Genomic DNA, 15811 nt, shown 5'->3' on the forward strand with positions numbered 1-15811 from the left:
GATGATTGGCCTGACGGAAATGTGGGAGCGCCCAATGTTCGAAGATGATCGAGTGCGAGAGGCTATAAACTCTGATTATTGAATTAAGGCGGCGACGCCGTTTGCAAGACGCTAGACCTCCGAACAAGTGGTATCGACACGTCATGAGGCTTATCGCCGTAATCTTTTCGGAGATGAACCGGGGCGTCGGTTCGGAAAACTGAACCGCCCTTCTCTCTTTGCAGCCCCATCTGGTCGGCAAGCTTTTTGATAACTTTCGAACTCGATCATTACGGCTTCGCTCAGCACCGGTAGGCCGGGTTTGTCTACCGGACTGATCTTCCCCACATCTAATCTAAGCCCGCCCTCAATATCCGGTCATCTCCAGGTAACCTACCCCCGACACGCTGCCTTCGAAGGCGATTGGGCCCTCCCAATACGGCGTGGACGTTGCCATCCATGACTGATCGTTCAACGGACCGGTGGTCACGTCAAACGACTTTCCCGGAACCTGGATGCGCCAGGCTACTGGCATGTCGCGTCCGTCCACCTTTGCCCGTCGCACCGGCTGAATTTGGAGGCCATCCTTGGAAAGCGGCGTACTGTGTCCATCAGCCGAAATCCAGTTTGCCGAAATGAAACCCTCTTTGTCGTCACGCAGCCTGAAGGCCATAAGCTTGTCGCCCGTGTTGAGATGCAGAGAGAACCAGTCCCAACCGGTTTGATTGCTCGCAAGTGGCTGAGACGACCACTCTCGATCGAGCCACGCCTTCCCCGCAACTCTCAGCTTCGCTCCGGCGAGTTCGATCGCCCCTGACACCTCATAGAAGGGCTGCGAATAATAGTAACTTGCCTGACCCTTCGCGGACTTTACCGAAAATCCCTGATCTCCCTGCAAGACAAGGGGGCCCGTTGCCTTCAGGTCAAGGCTGTAGCTAAAGTCTGTACCGTGAGCGGCGAGCTGGAGATCACGAAGATCATCGGAGGCCGGCGGCCCGGCCTCTTTCATCTTCCAATCGTCGATCCAGGCCTCGAACGGCGCGGCGACAACTCCTGCTTGGCCGACACCTCCCCGGCCCAGACGTTCCGCTACGTAATGCTGGTGATCCGTAGTGACCGCCGCATGGCCGATCCAAATCTGCGGATCCTCAAAACCCTGGCTATCACCGGGTGCCAGAGCTGATCGGAACAACGTCCACTGCGCTCCGTAGCGTTTGCCATCATCGCCTTCGAGATTGGCTGTCACGTACCACCATTCGATGCGGAAATCGTGATGGGCGCCGTGATCGGCTGGGAACGAGAGAACGTGCCCTTGCCGGGGGGCGGCGAAACCCTCCGCGTTGGTGCCGAGCCCAGCGAAGCCTTGGGATCGACTGCTTTGAAGCGGAACCGCAACTGAAAGTGCCGCCAGTGCAAAAACCAGCATCTTAACGTTCATTCGAGAAAATCCTGAGCAAATCGGCCGGATTAATGATGGCCAGGCGTCGAACCGGCACTGCAATGGACACAAGAGCAGCCACGAGCGCGATCGCCCCCAACCACAACCAGTCCAAGGGGAAAACCGTCATCGGGAGACGCCAGCCAAACGCCTCTACGTTCACGATCGCCAACAACACCCATGCCAATCCAAGGCCGACCGGAATCGCGGCGACGAAGGTGGCGAGCCAGAGCGCCAATGTGCGGCCAACCTCATAGAGCGCAAGGTCGCGCCGTCGAACGCCCATTGCCCAGACCGGGGCAAGTTGAGGAAACCGTATCGCTGAAAGCGTCAGCAAGCTGGAGAACATTGCAAATCCGGCCACCCCAAGCGTCAAGACGTTCAATGCTCCGGTGACGGTGAATGTCTGCTCGAAAACCGCCCTGGATTGCTGCTTGAGCGAGGCTTGATCAACAATGGCGGTTTCGGGGAGTCCGAACTCGGTAACGAGCTGCCGCTTCAGATCTTGAGCGCGTTCAGGCGGAGCTCGCACTCCATAACGAAGCTTGGAGACATCGGGATAATGTGCGACCAGAGTGTCTATCCCGACGATCACCTGTCCCTTCGGGTTACCATAATCCGAATAGATCCCGACGACGGTGGCGTTCCAGCCACCTGGCATGTCGATCTTTTGACCCAGTCTGACGGCGCCGCGTCGCCACATTTGCTCATTGATAAGAGCGCCCGTCCCAGAGGCGACCGCGTCCCATACCTTTGGGTCTGCCACGAGCAAGGGCCAATGGTCTCGATAGGTCGCATCGTCAGCCACGCCAAAGATTTGCAACTGCTCCCCCAGAACATTGCCCTCAATGCTCCAGATCGGCAAAACCGCCGTCGCATGTTGAGGAAGCCATCCTCGAAGCCGTTTGGCGTCATCTTCATCCTTGGCCGTGACATAGAGTTCCGCCGCCAGCCGCTGGTCCAGCCATCCAAGGAAAGTCAACCGGAAGCTGGAAACCATGGTCCCCACGCCGATGTTTGCCGACAGTGCGAGCAGGAGAGCCATCAGCGCGAGCGACAAGCCAGGCAGCTGCAGGCGGGTATCGGCCCAGAACCATTGCGTCAGCGCGTTGCGAGAAACGCGTTCAGCTACGGTAAGGCCGGTGGCGAGGAGACTTGGCAACAAAAGAGCGGCACCAAGCAGCAGGCACCCCAGCACCGCAAATCCCATCACGAGGCCCGAACCCACCAATGCCAGGATCGAGCCGAGACCAAGCAATACCCCTCCGATTCCGGCTTGAAAGATAAGCGCCCTCGTCGACGCTCTGGCCCAAGCTCTCGGCTGGGCAGCGGCCAGGATCGGCAACCTCCAAACGTGCCAGAGGCTTTGCGCCGATGATAAAGCTGTCCCGCCAAGCGCGATCGCCAATCCGGCCACCCACCACTGCGGACGAATCGACAAGGAGCCAGGCACGCTGGCGCCATAGAGGCCCTGGAGAGTTGTCGCCACGCCGGGCATCAACGCCGACGCAATAAAGTAACCCAATATGACACCAAGGAACCCGGAGATCAGTGCTATCCCTGCAAGTTCGATTACCAGCATTGCTGTCAGCGCGACAAGTGAAACTCCAAGCGACCGTAACGTACGAAAGGTTCCTCGCCTCTGCTCAAACGCCAAGCCGGTCGCCGAATACACAATGAAAAGTCCGACGACAAACGATAGGAAGCCGAACGCCGTAAGATTGAGATGGAAACTATCCGTAAGGCGAGCAACATCCGGTTGATCGCGGTTCTCGCGCACCACGACCTCGGGGGCGATTTCATCGATTGGATCCAGTCCTGGCCTTTGATCTTCCGCGACGACCAGTCGACTTATCCGCCCGTGTGCCTGAAGCAGCCGGTCGGCGATCGAGATGTCCACGAAGGCAGCGCCGTCCGGCACCCTGTCCGAAAGTTTTAAACCCATGTCGGACATGCCGCGAAGCATATCCGCCGTCGCCGCCGAGACAATCAGCTGGCCTGGGGCGGAGAGGAAGCTGAAAAGGTCGGAGCCGTCAGCGATAGACGCCACTTGACCTTCCTTTGGCATGCTGAGCGGGTCGACGCCGATCAGCCTTATCCGCGTGGTGCCGAAGCGATACATGCCTTCGACGACCGGCGATACATTCCAGCCGGCCCGGCGTAATTTGCCATATGTTTGGATGGAAATCCCGCTGCCGTTACTGGATACGATTTGCGCCAAAGCGGCCTGCTCCAAGACGGAGGCGGCTCGGGCGTAGCTAGCGCGAGCTTCGGCGTTGATGGCTTGCACACCGGACCAAAGCGCAGTCGCAAGAGCGATCCCCATGACAAGCGTCAGGAGTTGCAATGGCTTTCGCCGCCAGTGCGACAGCAACGCGGTGAAAGCAACGATTTTCAATCGGCGATCCTCCCGCCACGAAGGACAACTTTTCGGTCGAGACGGTCCGCCAGCCTCGACGAATGGGTTACGAGAAGTAGGGCCGACCCAGCGGTACGCCCGAGTGACAACATCAGGTCAAGCACGGCGTCGCCGGTGGTCTCGTCCAGATTGCCAGTCGGCTCGTCAGCCAGGATGAGACGCGGTCGTGCCGCTAACGTTCGCCCAATTGCCACGCGCTGTTGTTGCCCGCCGGACAGCTGCTCGGGATATCGAGTGAGATAGGTCTCCAACCCCAATTTTTTCGTCAGGGTCGCCTCCCAGGCCGCGTCGTACCTGTCGGCAAGCTTGGCGTGAAACGAGATGTTGGCGCCCACGTTCAACGATGGGACTAAATTGAACTGCTGAAAGACGAGGCCAACCTGCGTTCGCCGATACCTGGCACGCTCGATATCACTGAATGCAGCGAGATCTTGCCCTTCCATCATCACCGACCCACCATCCGGATGGTCAAGGCCGCCCGCCAGATGGAGAAGTGTACTCTTGCCGCTCCCAGATTCACCCGTCAGGGCGACGCTTTCGTTGGGTGCGACATCCAGGTCGATGCCCTTTAGAATGTCGATTATCCCCTCGGCGGTGGTGTAGGATTTGCGAACGCCAGATAGGGACAGGATCATCAGAAGCTCACAATGCGGCTCATCAAGGCGGTATCGAGTGCAGCGCAGAACGCCGAAAACGAAATTCGAAAGATTTATACTAGATGCACGGCCACTGGCACTCCATTAAAGGCATCCAGCTGGTCGATTGACGCAAAAGGCACCGGTCCCGCCGGTGTTGGCCGTGTGGCATGCCAAGCAACAGCAAAATACCGACGGCGCTGGGTTGGTTCATCCAGCATTTCCTGATTTCGTTGGCACCACAGCCCCTTTTGCGCACTCGCAGCACATCAGACCGACGATTTCGGCTTAAAGAACCTATCAGCTTCGCTCATCGCATTCTGTGCGGAACCGTACAGTTTGCCTATCGCATCGCGCATTTCGGAAAACGCCTGCACTGTTCGCGGCGAGATGTAATCGCCTCTGGTTTCGGCGTTGAGCCGCAAAACTCTCTCGCAATCGGCGGCGATTTTATCCAGCTCCGGGGAAGCCCTATAGAGCCGTTCCAAAATGGCGTCGATGTCGCCCTTGGCGCGTTCCGACATTCGTTCTGACATCAAAACCTCACCCCGGCGTGGCGCACCACATTTAAAGCAACGTTCCCTGCTCGTCTTTGTCAGTCACTGTTACTTCCGCGTCGCCACGACGGTGAAGTTCGGTCTCCGCGCTGAAACGGACGTCGGTATCGCGATCGCGAGCGAACACTTGCAATATCGCAATATCCCGTTGATCCCAACTCTTGCCGCGCTCGGTGCCAGAAGGCACTCGTGGCAACCGTCCCGGCTCTCGGCTCCATTCCACCAACTGCTCGAAGGTGGACTCGTTCAGCATGTCCCCCAGATGGTGTGCGGTCACGTACGCGTCGGGCATCGCGCGATGGGCGGGAAGGCCGATCGCGTGCATACATCATGATAACCTCCCATAAGGCCTTCACTTATCCACGCAAAATGGTGCTCTATTCGTTGCGAGGACACAAGCGTGGCAGATCTGCAGTAAAAGCTCTTTACGCAAAGCCGTCCCTCCGATATCTCCGCCGCACGTCAAATCGCCTGCCGAGTCTGTCGGTTTTTGCGCTTTGAGCAACAAAAAGGGCGCTCCCCGGAAAACGGGTTGAGCGCCCTATAAGTTTTCTATGGAGCCGTCGCGGCCGGGGATTACCCTGGCGATCGATTTGGTGAAAGGGATGATGTTCTTCGTCCCCTCGCCCTGGTCGCGTCGACGTTCTGTTCACGGAGTTCAGCGTCAGCCTGTCGCGATCCCCGAGACACCCTCATCGAACATTGCAAAAGGTGCCCTCTACCTCCGGCGTCACTGGGAGGCTTTACTAAGCTGAGAATTTCACCGTCACGCCACGCTGCCGAAAGTAGGCCTGCATGAGCTTCCTACCGGAACGATTGTTCTGCACGAGCCTTGCCGGGTCGAATACGGCCTCTTTCAAACCCTCCCGGACCAACGCTGCCTTGAGGGATGCGATATGTGCGTCGATGTCAGCATTGTCAGACTGAATCGAAACATAAACGCGGTCTATTGCATCTGCTACGGTCGGTTCGGTCACCATTGTACTCCGGTTCATGTTCTCTGGCGTTGTTCGGCCTGACCCTATTATGGTGAAAACTGCTTTCGTCAACCTAGCACGATGCCCTCGGAGCGATCGGACATCCAAGGCCGAAGACTTCGGGACTTATCCAGCGGCGACACACGATCTTCGCTGGCAAAAAAGAGGGCCGACGGAGAACCGTGGCCCATTAATTGTGAAGGTTATAAACCTCCAGAGGGGAACAGCTGAAACGACGGAACTGGGAGGAAAGCCGTCGTGTTGCATCAGCTGTAATCGTTATGCTCTTTTTTTGACCAGTTGGAAAACATTTTTTGTGCAATGCAGCTATGCAGCGACGGATCATCCGGCCGAAAGTAGCCCGGATCAGTGATGGCATCTTGAATGCTTACTCGGCGTCCTCATTCGCCTTGGGGAAGAGCTGCAGCACATTTGAACCATTCGACGGCGCGACAGGGCCTGCCTTTCGGCGCCGCGAGTTGTTTTCTCCAGCCTTTTGGATAGCTGAAACGAGACCTTCACGCTGGCGATAAAAGTCGGGCTTGGCAGGCAGGGTGAGGTCAAACTCTTCGAGCATACGCTCAATGATGTCCATCGCTTCAGCCGCCAGACCAGCATAACCTTCCTGGCGCCGCTCGAAGAAGCCATCGTATCCGGGCTTGGAAAGGTCGAGACTGTCCAACGCATAGGAAAGGGTCTTTACCCGGTTCGACAACCACAAAATTTCTTCTGAAAGCTCGTGGTCAAGAAGGTCCCAATTTGCGCCCTGTGGAAGCGCAAGGGTCGGATCTGGAACGTGAAACGCGAATTCGCCTTCATCCATGGGATTGAATTCGGGCATGTCGTGAATGGCCGCATAGCTGGCTCCGACAAAGTCATCCAAGGCCAGCACCGTCATCATCGCAAGGTTTCTAGCTTCGGTTTTCTGGGGCCGGTTGATCCCAGACTTCGCAAAGCCAATGACGATGGTAAGCAAGCAACCAGAAGCCAAACCGCCAGCGCCGATGAACGCGCCCATTGCCATGATCCCTTGAGTGGTTTCGAAGAACTGCGTCAATAGTCACCTCGTTGAATGGGAGATGTGAGTTGCATAGAGGCACGCACAGACGGAATCAGCACTTTCCGCTTCAGTTTGCCTTGAACTTAAATGATAGGGAACTCCGTTTCCGCCGGTCCGGCGCCATCGAGCGAACTGACGACATCATGTCATCGGCGACCACAGTTCCTATAAAGCCCCTGGGAATGGTGCTATCGGTGCAACGATCCGATAGCACCTCAAGTGATGTCGACTGGCCTGCCTTTCAAGGACCTAGCTCAGAACTGGCGACAACGCAGAATATCTCTTCTGCGCCGCCTTCGGCTGGCAAGAGTGGCGACCCATCTGCGTCCAACATACCTTCCAGCTATGCCCTTGGCTTGGGCCGCAGGTCGCGCATCCGTCTCGTTCTTTAAGCGTTTCGGCGTCCACTCAGAGGAAGGTCGGCTATATCGGACTTAAGTCCGTGTTGGCCAGCGCGCAAAAAAGCTAGAACACGATTGCGTTGCTTTTTATCGAGGACATTGAGGTGCGCCGAAGGCGGACGTCAGTATTCTTTCTCTAGAACGGTGCATTGGATGGAGATCATTCTTGGCGCATCGATTTGTATATAGAGGCGTTGCAAAAATCCAAAGTAACCGCCACTCGCCGAACTGAACAATCGAAGTTCTGAACTTTAAATTCCAGAAAAGCGAAACATGTCATCTGCTGGAGAAGTAATGAAGAAGGTGCTTGTAGCAGGCGGAGCTGGTTTTCTCGGATCACATTTGTGCGATAGGCTTTTAAATCGCACCGACATCGAAAAGCTGGTTCTTGTCGACAATCTTTGGACTGGCCGCGAGGCAAATATTTCCCATATCCAGGATCCCCGCTTCCATTTTGTGCAATCCGACGTGGAAGAGCTTCAGACTTCGGATAAGTTTGACGAAGTATATCACCTTGCTTCTCCGGCCTCGCCGCCGTGGTACATGAAGGAACCCAAGAGAACCATTTCGGCAAATCTCATTGGAGCCTTCCGTCTTCTGGACCTTCTGAAAAGAGGAGGCCGCTTCTGTTTCACCTCTTCCTCAGAAGTCTATGGCGATCCGCTGGTCTCGCCGCAGCCGGAGTCTTATAAGGGCCAGGTCGATTGCACTGGGCCACGCTCATCCTATGACGAAAGCAAACGCTGCACCGAGTCCTTACTGTTCGAAATGCAGCGCACGCAGGGTCTGGACCTTAAGATCGTTCGGCCCTTCAACGTATATGGACCGAGGACGCGGCCGGACGACGGCCGAGCCGTCTCTAACTTCGTCGCCCAGGCCCTGACCGGCCGCCCCATTACGGTGTTCGGGGATGGCCTGCAGTCCCGAAGTTGGGGTTATGTCGATGACATCATTGATGGCTTTGCACGTTACTTCTGGATGAACGAAACGGATTACAGGGGTCCGCTTAACGTCGGGAACGATCGGGAGATCTCAGTCCTGGAAGTGGCGCAGTATGTCTCGCGCCTGATGGGCGGCATTCCGATCGTCTTCGAGCCCTCGCCGCCGCATGACCCGACAAACAGACGGCCAGATCTGACGAATGCGAACTACGTGATGCCCGAATGGTCGTGCGCGATCAGCTATGAAGAAGGCGTTGCAAAGACTCTGGAGTGGTTCAGGCAGGAGATGAAAATTACCGCGACAGAGGCAGCTCAGGCGGGCTCCCACCGGCTGGCCAAGGCAGGACGCTGAACAGTTCCCCGGCATCTGGCGCAGAGTATACTAATGAGTGACGCCATACCGAGTGACATGAAAGACAATGTCTTTCCTGTGCCCATCCGATACCTGGATCTTTCGTCGGATGACGTTGGTCCGAATGCCCCGGCGATCAGCGCCGGGCTCGTCGTCTTCGTCTCCGCAGGCCTTCCCGTCGGTCAGGCCTATATCGAGGGGTCAGAAATCCCGAACGCTCTGGCTGCGCGCGCCGTGTTGCCGGAGACCATCGAACACGCTCGGAATGTGATGCAGGCGCCGATCAGGAACCGCGACGTGAGCCTTCTGATCTGCACCAAGGATCGGCCGGACGAACTGGCTAGATGTCTCGCGTCAATCCCCAAGCAGTCCCTGCCTCCAGTTGAGGTAATCGTCGTCGACAACGCCTCAGCCGGTGATGGTACGCGCCGCGTCGTGGAGGCCGCCGGCGCGACCTACGTACGCGAGAATAGGGTCGGGCTGGACTACGCCCGCAATGCCGCCGTGCGCGCGGCAAAGACCGAGTTCCTGGCGTTCACGGATGACGACGTGGTGCTGCATGAACTGTGGCTGGAGAACCTGATGAAGGCCTTTGACCGGCCCGAGATTGGATGCGTTACCGGCCTTGTCCTTCCCGGAGAGCTTTCCACGCCCGCGCAACTGATATTCGAAACCCATTGGGGATTTGGCAGAGGCTATACACGTCAGGACTTCGGTCAAGACTTCTATCGCCAGAGCGCATCATACGGGGCGCCTGCCTGGCTGATAGGCGCGGGAGCAAGCCAGGCATTCCGCCGCCAGATATTCGACGATATCGGATTGTTCGACGTGCGGCTGGATATGGGCGCGGCAGGGTGCTCGGGCGATTCCGAACTCTGGAATCGACTTCTCCACCACGGCGGCACCTGTCGCTACGAGCCGACCGCGGTTTCCTGGCATTTCCATCGCAAGGAGATGAAGGGGCTCGCCAAGCAGATCCGCCAATATATGAGCGGCCATGTGGCGGCCCTGCTCATCCAGTACCAGAACACCGGAAACCGGGGCAATCTGCGGCGCATCCTTGTCGCCCTGCCCCGGTATTATCTTCGAAAGTTGAGGAAACGGCTGCCGAGGGGAGCAACCTCGGACAACTTCTTTCTGAAGGAGGAAATGCTGGGATGCCTGAACGGCGCCTGGTATGTCCTTCGCCGCTGGAAGATGCCGGCATGGTAACCGCATCGAAGCCGGACATATCGTTCCTTATCCCCGCCTATAACGCGGCGGAAACCCTGGCCGACTGCTTGGGCAGCTTGCAAAAACAGTCGGTGTCGAACTGGCAGGCGGTGGTCGTCGATGACGGTTCGAAAGACGATACCTGGGAAGTGCTCGAGGGCTTTGCGCAAGCGGATAGCCGGATCCTGATCCACCGTCAGCCGAATGCCGGCGCATCCGCGGCGCGTAACGCGGCCGCCGGATTTGCAACCGCTCCCCTGCTTTGCATGCTTGATGCGGATGACTGGCTGGACCCTGTTTTCATCCAAAGCATGCTGCCAGTTGCCGCCGATGGCCAGCAACCGATCATTGCCTATTGCAGCCATCGCCGTGTCACGCCTGATGGCCGGATGCTGGGTGTCGAAATACCCCCTGACCTCGCAGGCGACAAGGCAAAGCGGGAATTCTCGTCCTTCTGTGCCCTGGCCATTCATACGGTGGTCTTTCCCAGAGACCTTTTCATCCGGCTGGGCGGCTTGGATGTCGAACTGCAGACTTGCGAGGAATGGGATCTCTGGCTCCGTATGGCTTTTGCGGGAGTTTCGTTCCGGCAGGTCGAAAGGTGCCTTGCCTTTTATCGCATGAAGACCGGCTCTCTCTCTGGTGATCCGCTGAAAATGCTGAGGGATGCAGTCCGTGTCACCAGCAGGGCGCAAGCGCTGCGCTCGAAAGAGGGGCTGTCGCCGGATGGTGAGGACGCCCGATGGACGGCGCCTGCGCTCGGTCAATTGCGAATGCTCGCCTGGGCCGCCTCAGTCAACCTCTGCGCGGGAGACGAACTTGCCGCGCTTGCAGAGCTTCTGCCCGAATTTCCCAACGCTTCCGGTTATGAGAACTTCCTGACTGAAGTGATATTGCATGGATTGCAGATCGGCCTGAAAGTAGCGCGTCCCGCCGATCTCGTCGATTTGCTGGAGCGTTGGAAGCCGGCATTCCTCGATCTCGTACAATTGCTTGAGCGGCACTCCCTGCCCGGAACCGGGCGCCGGGTGGAAGAGCTCGTTGTCTGGTCAATCTCGGCACCCGACATGTCTCGCTCCTTCGCGCTCGGCCATCTGCAGGTGGCTGCCATCGACATCGACAAGCTGGCCTGGATCACCAAGGTTAATGGGGCCGATACGCTGCTGCTGCACGTCTTTGCTAGAGGACTATATATCGGATCGCATGTCGGCCCCTTGTGGGGAGATCTCTCGGTTCGCACTCAAGTTCGCCTGATTATCGATGAATTGCAGGCCGAAGATCGGTTGCCCACACCTTTAACGTTCTCCTATGCCCGCTCCTGGACGGCCGGAGCCGTTCGCAATATGGGAGCTTTCGGCAAAATTGTCCGACAGCGCAGCGGGCGACGGCGGCAGATCAAATATCTCTTCAAAAAGGTACATCTGACCGCGCTCGTCGAAACTGCAGCTAGAAGACGAGGGAATAATGACGCATCCTTGCTGGAGACGGAATCCGACTATCAGCAACGGCTTGCCACCCCTGTCGTCGCGAGGACCGACGAGTCCTCTGAAGTGAGAGGCGAACAAACGGCCCTGCCTGAGGCAACGACGAAAAAGGAATATTGGGAACGTTTTTTCGAGCGCCCGGATCCCTGGAACTATGTCTCGGTATACGAACAGGTCAAATACGAGCAGACGCTGAGCCTCATTCCGGACGGGGTCGAAAAAGCCCTGGAGCTTGCCTGCGCGGAAGGGCTGTTCACGGCAAAGCTTGCGCAAAAGGTCGGCTTCGTGATGGCTGCGGACATTTCCAGCCGCGCTGTTGAAAGGGCAACCGAGAGATGCCGAGATCTTCCAAACGTGGAGCTTCGCGTCCTGGATTTCGTTGAAAACGAACTTCCGCCCGAACAGGATTTGATCATCTGTTCGGAGGTCCTCTACTTCATAGACGACGAGGCAAGCTTGGAGCAGGCATGCCGGAAAATCGCGGCCGCCTTGAAACCAGGCGGCTATCTTGTCACGGCCCACGCCTATCTCCGGCGCGACGAGCCCGGCAGAACCGGTTTCGACTGGAACAATCCCTTTGGCATGGGCACGATCAAGAAGGTCCTGTCAAACCTGCCTGATCTCGTTCTGGAAGAAACGATCGAGACGGAGCTTTATGCCATTCATCGGTTCGCAAAGCGCAATGCGGCAATACCAGTCGTGCATATCGAGCCCTATGGTGCACCGCTCGATGCAAACGTCGCCAAATACATAATCTGGGGGCCGGCCGGCGTCGATCGCGAGGCCGCAAGGACGAATGAGGTCGTGACCTCGGTTCCGGTGCTCATGTATCACAGAATCGCACTCGACGGGCCGGACTCGCTCAATCGCTTTCGGGTCGCACCGGAAGCCTTCCGTAAACAGATGCGGTTCCTCCGGCGGCAGGGCTATTATGCGCTGACGGCCGAGAGCCTGACCAAGCTGTTGCGTGAGGGCAAACCCATCCAGGGGCGGCCCGTCGTTCTGACCTTTGACGATGCCTATCTCGATTTTCTCACCGATGCCTTCCCGATCCTGGCTGAAAGCGGGTTTAGCGCAGACGTCTTCGTGGTGACGGACAACGTGGGCGGCAGGTCGGATTGGGATGCCGGTTACGGGGATACGGCACCGCTGATGTCCTGGGCCGATATCCAGAGCTTGCACCGACAAGGAATCCGTTTCGGGTCCCATCTTGCGTCTCACAGGCCGGCAAGTTCGCTGGACAATGCCACGTTGCTCGGCGAAGCGGTCCTTTCGCGCGATGCGTTGGAAAGCCGGTTGGGCGAGGCCGTGATGTCCATCGCCCTTCCCTTCGGTTCCACCGATTTCCGCGTTCCCGGCATTCTTGCTCAAGCCGGTTACGAGATCGGCTTTTCAACAAAACCCGCGAGGACGAGCTTCTCGGACCACCCCTTATCCCTGCCACGCCTTGAAGTTCGCGGGGACCGTCCTCTCCAGGCCTTCGCCGAGCTGATGGGCCAACCCGACGCCTTCATTGGATAGCGAACCATGAACGTCGATTCGCTCCCCTTGGTCACGGTTGTTATTCCTGCCTACAACGCTGCGAAAACACTCGCGAATACACTTCGCAGCGTATCGAAACAGACCCATGAATGCCTCGAAATTCTCGTGGTCGACGATGGTTCTGAGGACGAAACCTACGAACTGGCAAACGAATATCGCCTTCAAGATTCACGCATCAGGGTCCTGAGACAAGAAAACGGCGGCGTGGCTCGCGCCCGCAACCTGGCAATCCGCGAAGCGGCCGGCAGCTATATTGCCCCGATCGATGCCGACGATCTCTGGCATCCCTGCAAAATCGAATTGCAGCTCCGAGCGCTCGCAAGCCTCCCCGACGGGCATGGGGTCGCCTACAATTGGTACGCGGCCATCGATGTGAATGACGTGATTTTCGCCCATTCAAAACCTGTGCTGTACAAGGGCGACGTCTTCGAAATCATGGTTCGGGAAAATTTTATCGGCAACGGCAGCACGCCGCTCATGCCGCGTGCGGATGTCCTGGCGTGTGGTGGCTACGATCCGTCGCTGCGCGATCAGAAGGCTGAGGGATGCGAAGATCAGAAGCTTTATCTGGCGCTGGCCGAAAGGCTGCCTTTCGCCCCGGTCCCTGATTTTCTGACGGGATACCGTTTTGCTCAGGGAAACATGTCGAGTAATGCCTGTCGCATGCTGAGATCTCACACCCTGGTGATGGCAGAGGTCAAAAAACGCCACCCGCACCTTGCCGCCGCCGCCACTACCGCGGAATTCGATACGGCACGGTGGTATTTCCATAAGGCGCTTTCCAGCAAAGACCATGATCAGGTCAGAAAGCTAGCGCCGATGATGGCTGGGCGCTTCCCTCTGAGGCTCGCCATTCATGGTGCCGGTCTTATCTGGCGCTCAGTCAAGGGCCGCGCACGACGATTGGCAAATCGATTGTCGGCACGCGTGACCGGAAAGCGGCCTGCCCCAGGGGAAGCAATGACAGTCATCGCTTTCCCCGAGAATGGCACATCATTCCGTGACCGTTTTGAAGCGGCGACTGTTGGACAGACTGGCGTGTTCATCGAACCGCGCGGAGGTGGTGCATCATGACACTGCAAAAATCCGTTTCCGCCAAGCCGGCGGGCGCCTTCAATCTGATCGTCGCAGCCCGCTTCCGCGAGCTTCTGAAACTCGTGCCGTCGCTTCGGCTCAAGACGTCGGTGATGGTCGTGGTCGGCATCCTGAGCGGTCTGATGGAAATGGTCGGGATCACCTTCCTGGTGAGCCTCGTTTTTGTTCTCGGCCAGCAGGGCTCCTCTTCCAGCGCTGCAATCGCCGGACTTCCTGCATTTTTCGGTGGGTTTGAAACCGCGATATCGAAATCTATGCTGGTCACCATCCTGATCTGCGCAATCATCCTCAGGATCGTTCTGGGTTTCGCCAATTCGATCATCGCGAGCACCGTTAGCCATCAAATCAGCGGCAGCATTCGGCATCGTCTTTATTCAAAAATCCTGACGATCCCATTTCAGCGCTTTCAGCATTACGAACGCAGCGACCTCATGAATGTGATCGCAACGGAATCCTATGCGGTCGCTTCGGCTCACGCGAGCCTGGTTCGCCTTGGGATCAATCTCGGGACTATCGTCATCTTCGGTGCCGGAATGCTCGTGATGGCATGGCCGATCGCCGTGCTCGGGCTTATTTTCGGCGTTGTTCATAACCTGACCCTCGGCCTGTTTGCCGAGGCCTATCGGCGTACAGGCGCGGCCGCCATTTCGGCAGTGGAGGACCTGACACAACTAACCTGGACCACGCTGCAGACCTTAAAGGCGGTGAAGAGCTTCGGCCTGGAAAAGCGCCACGAAAGCATTTTCGACGCGCTTTCCACGGATGTCGGGAAAACCTGGTCCCATTCCGACCGGATGAGTGCGGCAACCTCACTTTTGAGCGAGGTGCTGACATTCGGCGTGATCCTGACGATCATCCTGTCCTCGCAATTTCTGCCGGTAGACTTCCGCGCAGCGTTGTCGGCGACCATCCTTCTTTACAGGCTTCAACCGTATATCAAGGAATTTGATTCCCAGATCCTTGGCCTGCATGCCCTGGAGGCCCCCTTACAGAACGTTCTGGCGATAGTCTCCGAGGCGGACGATACCAGACAGGTCGCCTGCGGAGAAAAGCTCAAACATCTACAGAAGGAAATCGTTTTCCATGATGTCTCCTTCTCTTATGAAGGCAGCAGCGTTCCTGCCGTCAGCCGAGCCAGCTTCTCCATCAGGACAGGAGAGACGACCGCGCTGACCGGGCCGAGCGGCTCCGGCAAGACAACGATCCTCAACATGCTGCTCGACCTCATCCAGCCGAGTGAGGGTCGCATAACCTTCGACGGCAGGGATCTTTCGGCCATCGAACGATCGAGCTGGCTGCGGCTATTCTCAGTTTCGGGTCAGGACGTCGAATTGATGGAAGGTACGGTCCTCGACAACATCCGGTTCCGCCGCGAAATTTCCGAGGAGGATGTCCGCTGGGCGGCAGATGTGGCTTGCGCGACTGAGTTCATCGAGAAACTGCCTTCCGGCTTCGATGAATGGCTGGGCGATGAGGCAATAAGGCTTTCTGGCGGCCAGCGGCAGCGCATCGGCCTGGCACGTGCACTCGCCGGCCGGCCCGAGATACTGCTCCTCGACGAGGCCACCAACGCGCTTGACGAAGCGACCGAGGCGCGGGTGCTTTCCCTTCTGCTTGGGGAATACCAGAGCCGGACACTGATTATCGTCAGCCATAGATCGTCCGTTGCCAGCCTGATGAAGCATCAGATCTGTCTCGTCCCGCCAGCAGCATAAGGAA

General features: G+C 57.6%; 12 protein-coding genes. 5 read left to right on the forward strand and 7 right to left on the reverse strand.

Features of this window, described 5'->3' with window-relative positions:
* Positions 1-346: 346 nt before the first annotated feature.
* From ACR9ZQ_RS34615 to ACR9ZQ_RS34645, 7 genes are all read right to left on the reverse strand, one after another.
* Complete coding sequence (locus ACR9ZQ_RS34615; protein ID WP_481430003.1) at positions 347-1417, reverse strand: lipocalin-like domain-containing protein; 1071 nt, start codon at positions 1415-1417, stop codon at positions 347-349.
* A complete protein-coding gene (locus ACR9ZQ_RS34620; protein ID WP_481430004.1) occupies positions 1407-3815 on the reverse strand; it encodes an ABC transporter permease in 2409 nt (802 codons plus the stop codon). Before ACR9ZQ_RS34620 ends, ACR9ZQ_RS34615 begins: the two co-directional genes overlap by 11 nt.
* Positions 3812-4471, reverse strand: a complete 660-nt coding sequence (locus ACR9ZQ_RS34625) for an ABC transporter ATP-binding protein (RefSeq protein WP_481430005.1) — start codon at positions 4469-4471, stop codon at positions 3812-3814. Before ACR9ZQ_RS34625 ends, ACR9ZQ_RS34620 begins: the two co-directional genes overlap by 4 nt.
* A 269-nt stretch (positions 4472-4740) precedes the next feature.
* Entirely contained in the window at positions 4741-5007 is a 267-nt protein-coding gene (locus ACR9ZQ_RS34630) for a hypothetical protein (RefSeq protein ID WP_481430006.1), read from the reverse strand.
* Between the two features lie 31 nt (positions 5008-5038).
* Positions 5039-5353, reverse strand: a complete 315-nt coding sequence (locus ACR9ZQ_RS34635; protein ID WP_481430007.1) for a hypothetical protein — start codon at positions 5351-5353, stop codon at positions 5039-5041.
* A gap of 421 nt (positions 5354-5774) precedes the next feature.
* The gene (locus ACR9ZQ_RS34640) at positions 5775-6008 is read right to left on the reverse strand and encodes a hypothetical protein (protein WP_481430008.1); all 234 of its coding nucleotides are present in this window, start codon (positions 6006-6008) and stop codon (positions 5775-5777) included.
* A gap of 385 nt (positions 6009-6393) precedes the next feature.
* Complete coding sequence (locus ACR9ZQ_RS34645) at positions 6394-7062, reverse strand: hypothetical protein (protein ID WP_481430009.1); 669 nt, start codon at positions 7060-7062, stop codon at positions 6394-6396.
* Between the two features lie 698 nt (positions 7063-7760).
* Between ACR9ZQ_RS34645 and ACR9ZQ_RS34650 the strand changes: the two genes are divergently transcribed.
* The 5 genes from ACR9ZQ_RS34650 to ACR9ZQ_RS34670 are packed head-to-tail and all read left to right on the forward strand — an operon-like array spanning position 7761 to position 15807.
* Positions 7761-8759, forward strand: coding sequence for an NAD-dependent epimerase/dehydratase family protein (locus ACR9ZQ_RS34650; protein ID WP_481430010.1), 999 nt, complete (start codon positions 7761-7763; stop codon positions 8757-8759).
* 33 nt (positions 8760-8792) lie between these two features.
* Positions 8793-9971: a glycosyltransferase family 2 protein gene (locus ACR9ZQ_RS34655; protein ID WP_481430011.1), complete on the forward strand. Its 1179-nt coding sequence runs from the start codon at positions 8793-8795 to the stop codon at positions 9969-9971.
* The gene (locus ACR9ZQ_RS34660) at positions 9965-12976 is read left to right on the forward strand and encodes a glycosyltransferase (RefSeq protein ID WP_481430977.1); all 3012 of its coding nucleotides are present in this window, start codon (positions 9965-9967) and stop codon (positions 12974-12976) included. The genes ACR9ZQ_RS34655 and ACR9ZQ_RS34660 overlap by 7 nt, the downstream gene beginning before the upstream one ends.
* A 6-nt stretch (positions 12977-12982) precedes the next feature.
* On the forward strand, positions 12983-14071 hold the full coding sequence (locus tag ACR9ZQ_RS34665; RefSeq protein WP_481430012.1) for a glycosyltransferase family 2 protein: 1089 nt from the start codon (positions 12983-12985) through the stop codon (positions 14069-14071).
* Entirely contained in the window at positions 14068-15807 is a 1740-nt protein-coding gene (locus ACR9ZQ_RS34670; protein ID WP_481430013.1) for an ABC transporter ATP-binding protein, read from the forward strand. Before ACR9ZQ_RS34665 ends, ACR9ZQ_RS34670 begins: the two co-directional genes overlap by 4 nt.
* Positions 15808-15811 lie beyond the last annotated feature (4 nt).

Source organism: Rhizobium sp. KNZ14-9A, assembly GCF_056755015.1.

Coding starts and splice junctions, on each gene's coding strand:
- ACR9ZQ_RS34615 (WP_481430003.1), bottom strand. CDS start 1,417: ATGAACGTTAAGATGCTGGTTTTTGCACTGGCGGCACTTTCAGTTGCG.
- ACR9ZQ_RS34625 (WP_481430005.1), bottom strand. CDS start 4,471: ATGATCCTGTCCCTATCTGGCGTTCGCAAATCCTACACCACCGCCGAG.
- ACR9ZQ_RS34630 (WP_481430006.1), bottom strand. CDS start 5,007: ATGTCAGAACGAATGTCGGAACGCGCCAAGGGCGACATCGACGCCATT.
- ACR9ZQ_RS34635 (WP_481430007.1), bottom strand. CDS start 5,353: ATGCACGCGATCGGCCTTCCCGCCCATCGCGCGATGCCCGACGCGTAC.
- ACR9ZQ_RS34640 (WP_481430008.1), bottom strand. CDS start 6,008: ATGGTGACCGAACCGACCGTAGCAGATGCAATAGACCGCGTTTATGTT.
- ACR9ZQ_RS34650 (WP_481430010.1), top strand. CDS start 7,761: ATGAAGAAGGTGCTTGTAGCAGGCGGAGCTGGTTTTCTCGGATCACAT.
- ACR9ZQ_RS34655 (WP_481430011.1), top strand. CDS start 8,793: ATGAGTGACGCCATACCGAGTGACATGAAAGACAATGTCTTTCCTGTG.
- ACR9ZQ_RS34660 (WP_481430977.1), top strand. CDS start 9,965: ATGGTAACCGCATCGAAGCCGGACATATCGTTCCTTATCCCCGCCTAT.
- ACR9ZQ_RS34665 (WP_481430012.1), top strand. CDS start 12,983: ATGAACGTCGATTCGCTCCCCTTGGTCACGGTTGTTATTCCTGCCTAC.
- ACR9ZQ_RS34670 (WP_481430013.1), top strand. CDS start 14,068: ATGACACTGCAAAAATCCGTTTCCGCCAAGCCGGCGGGCGCCTTCAAT.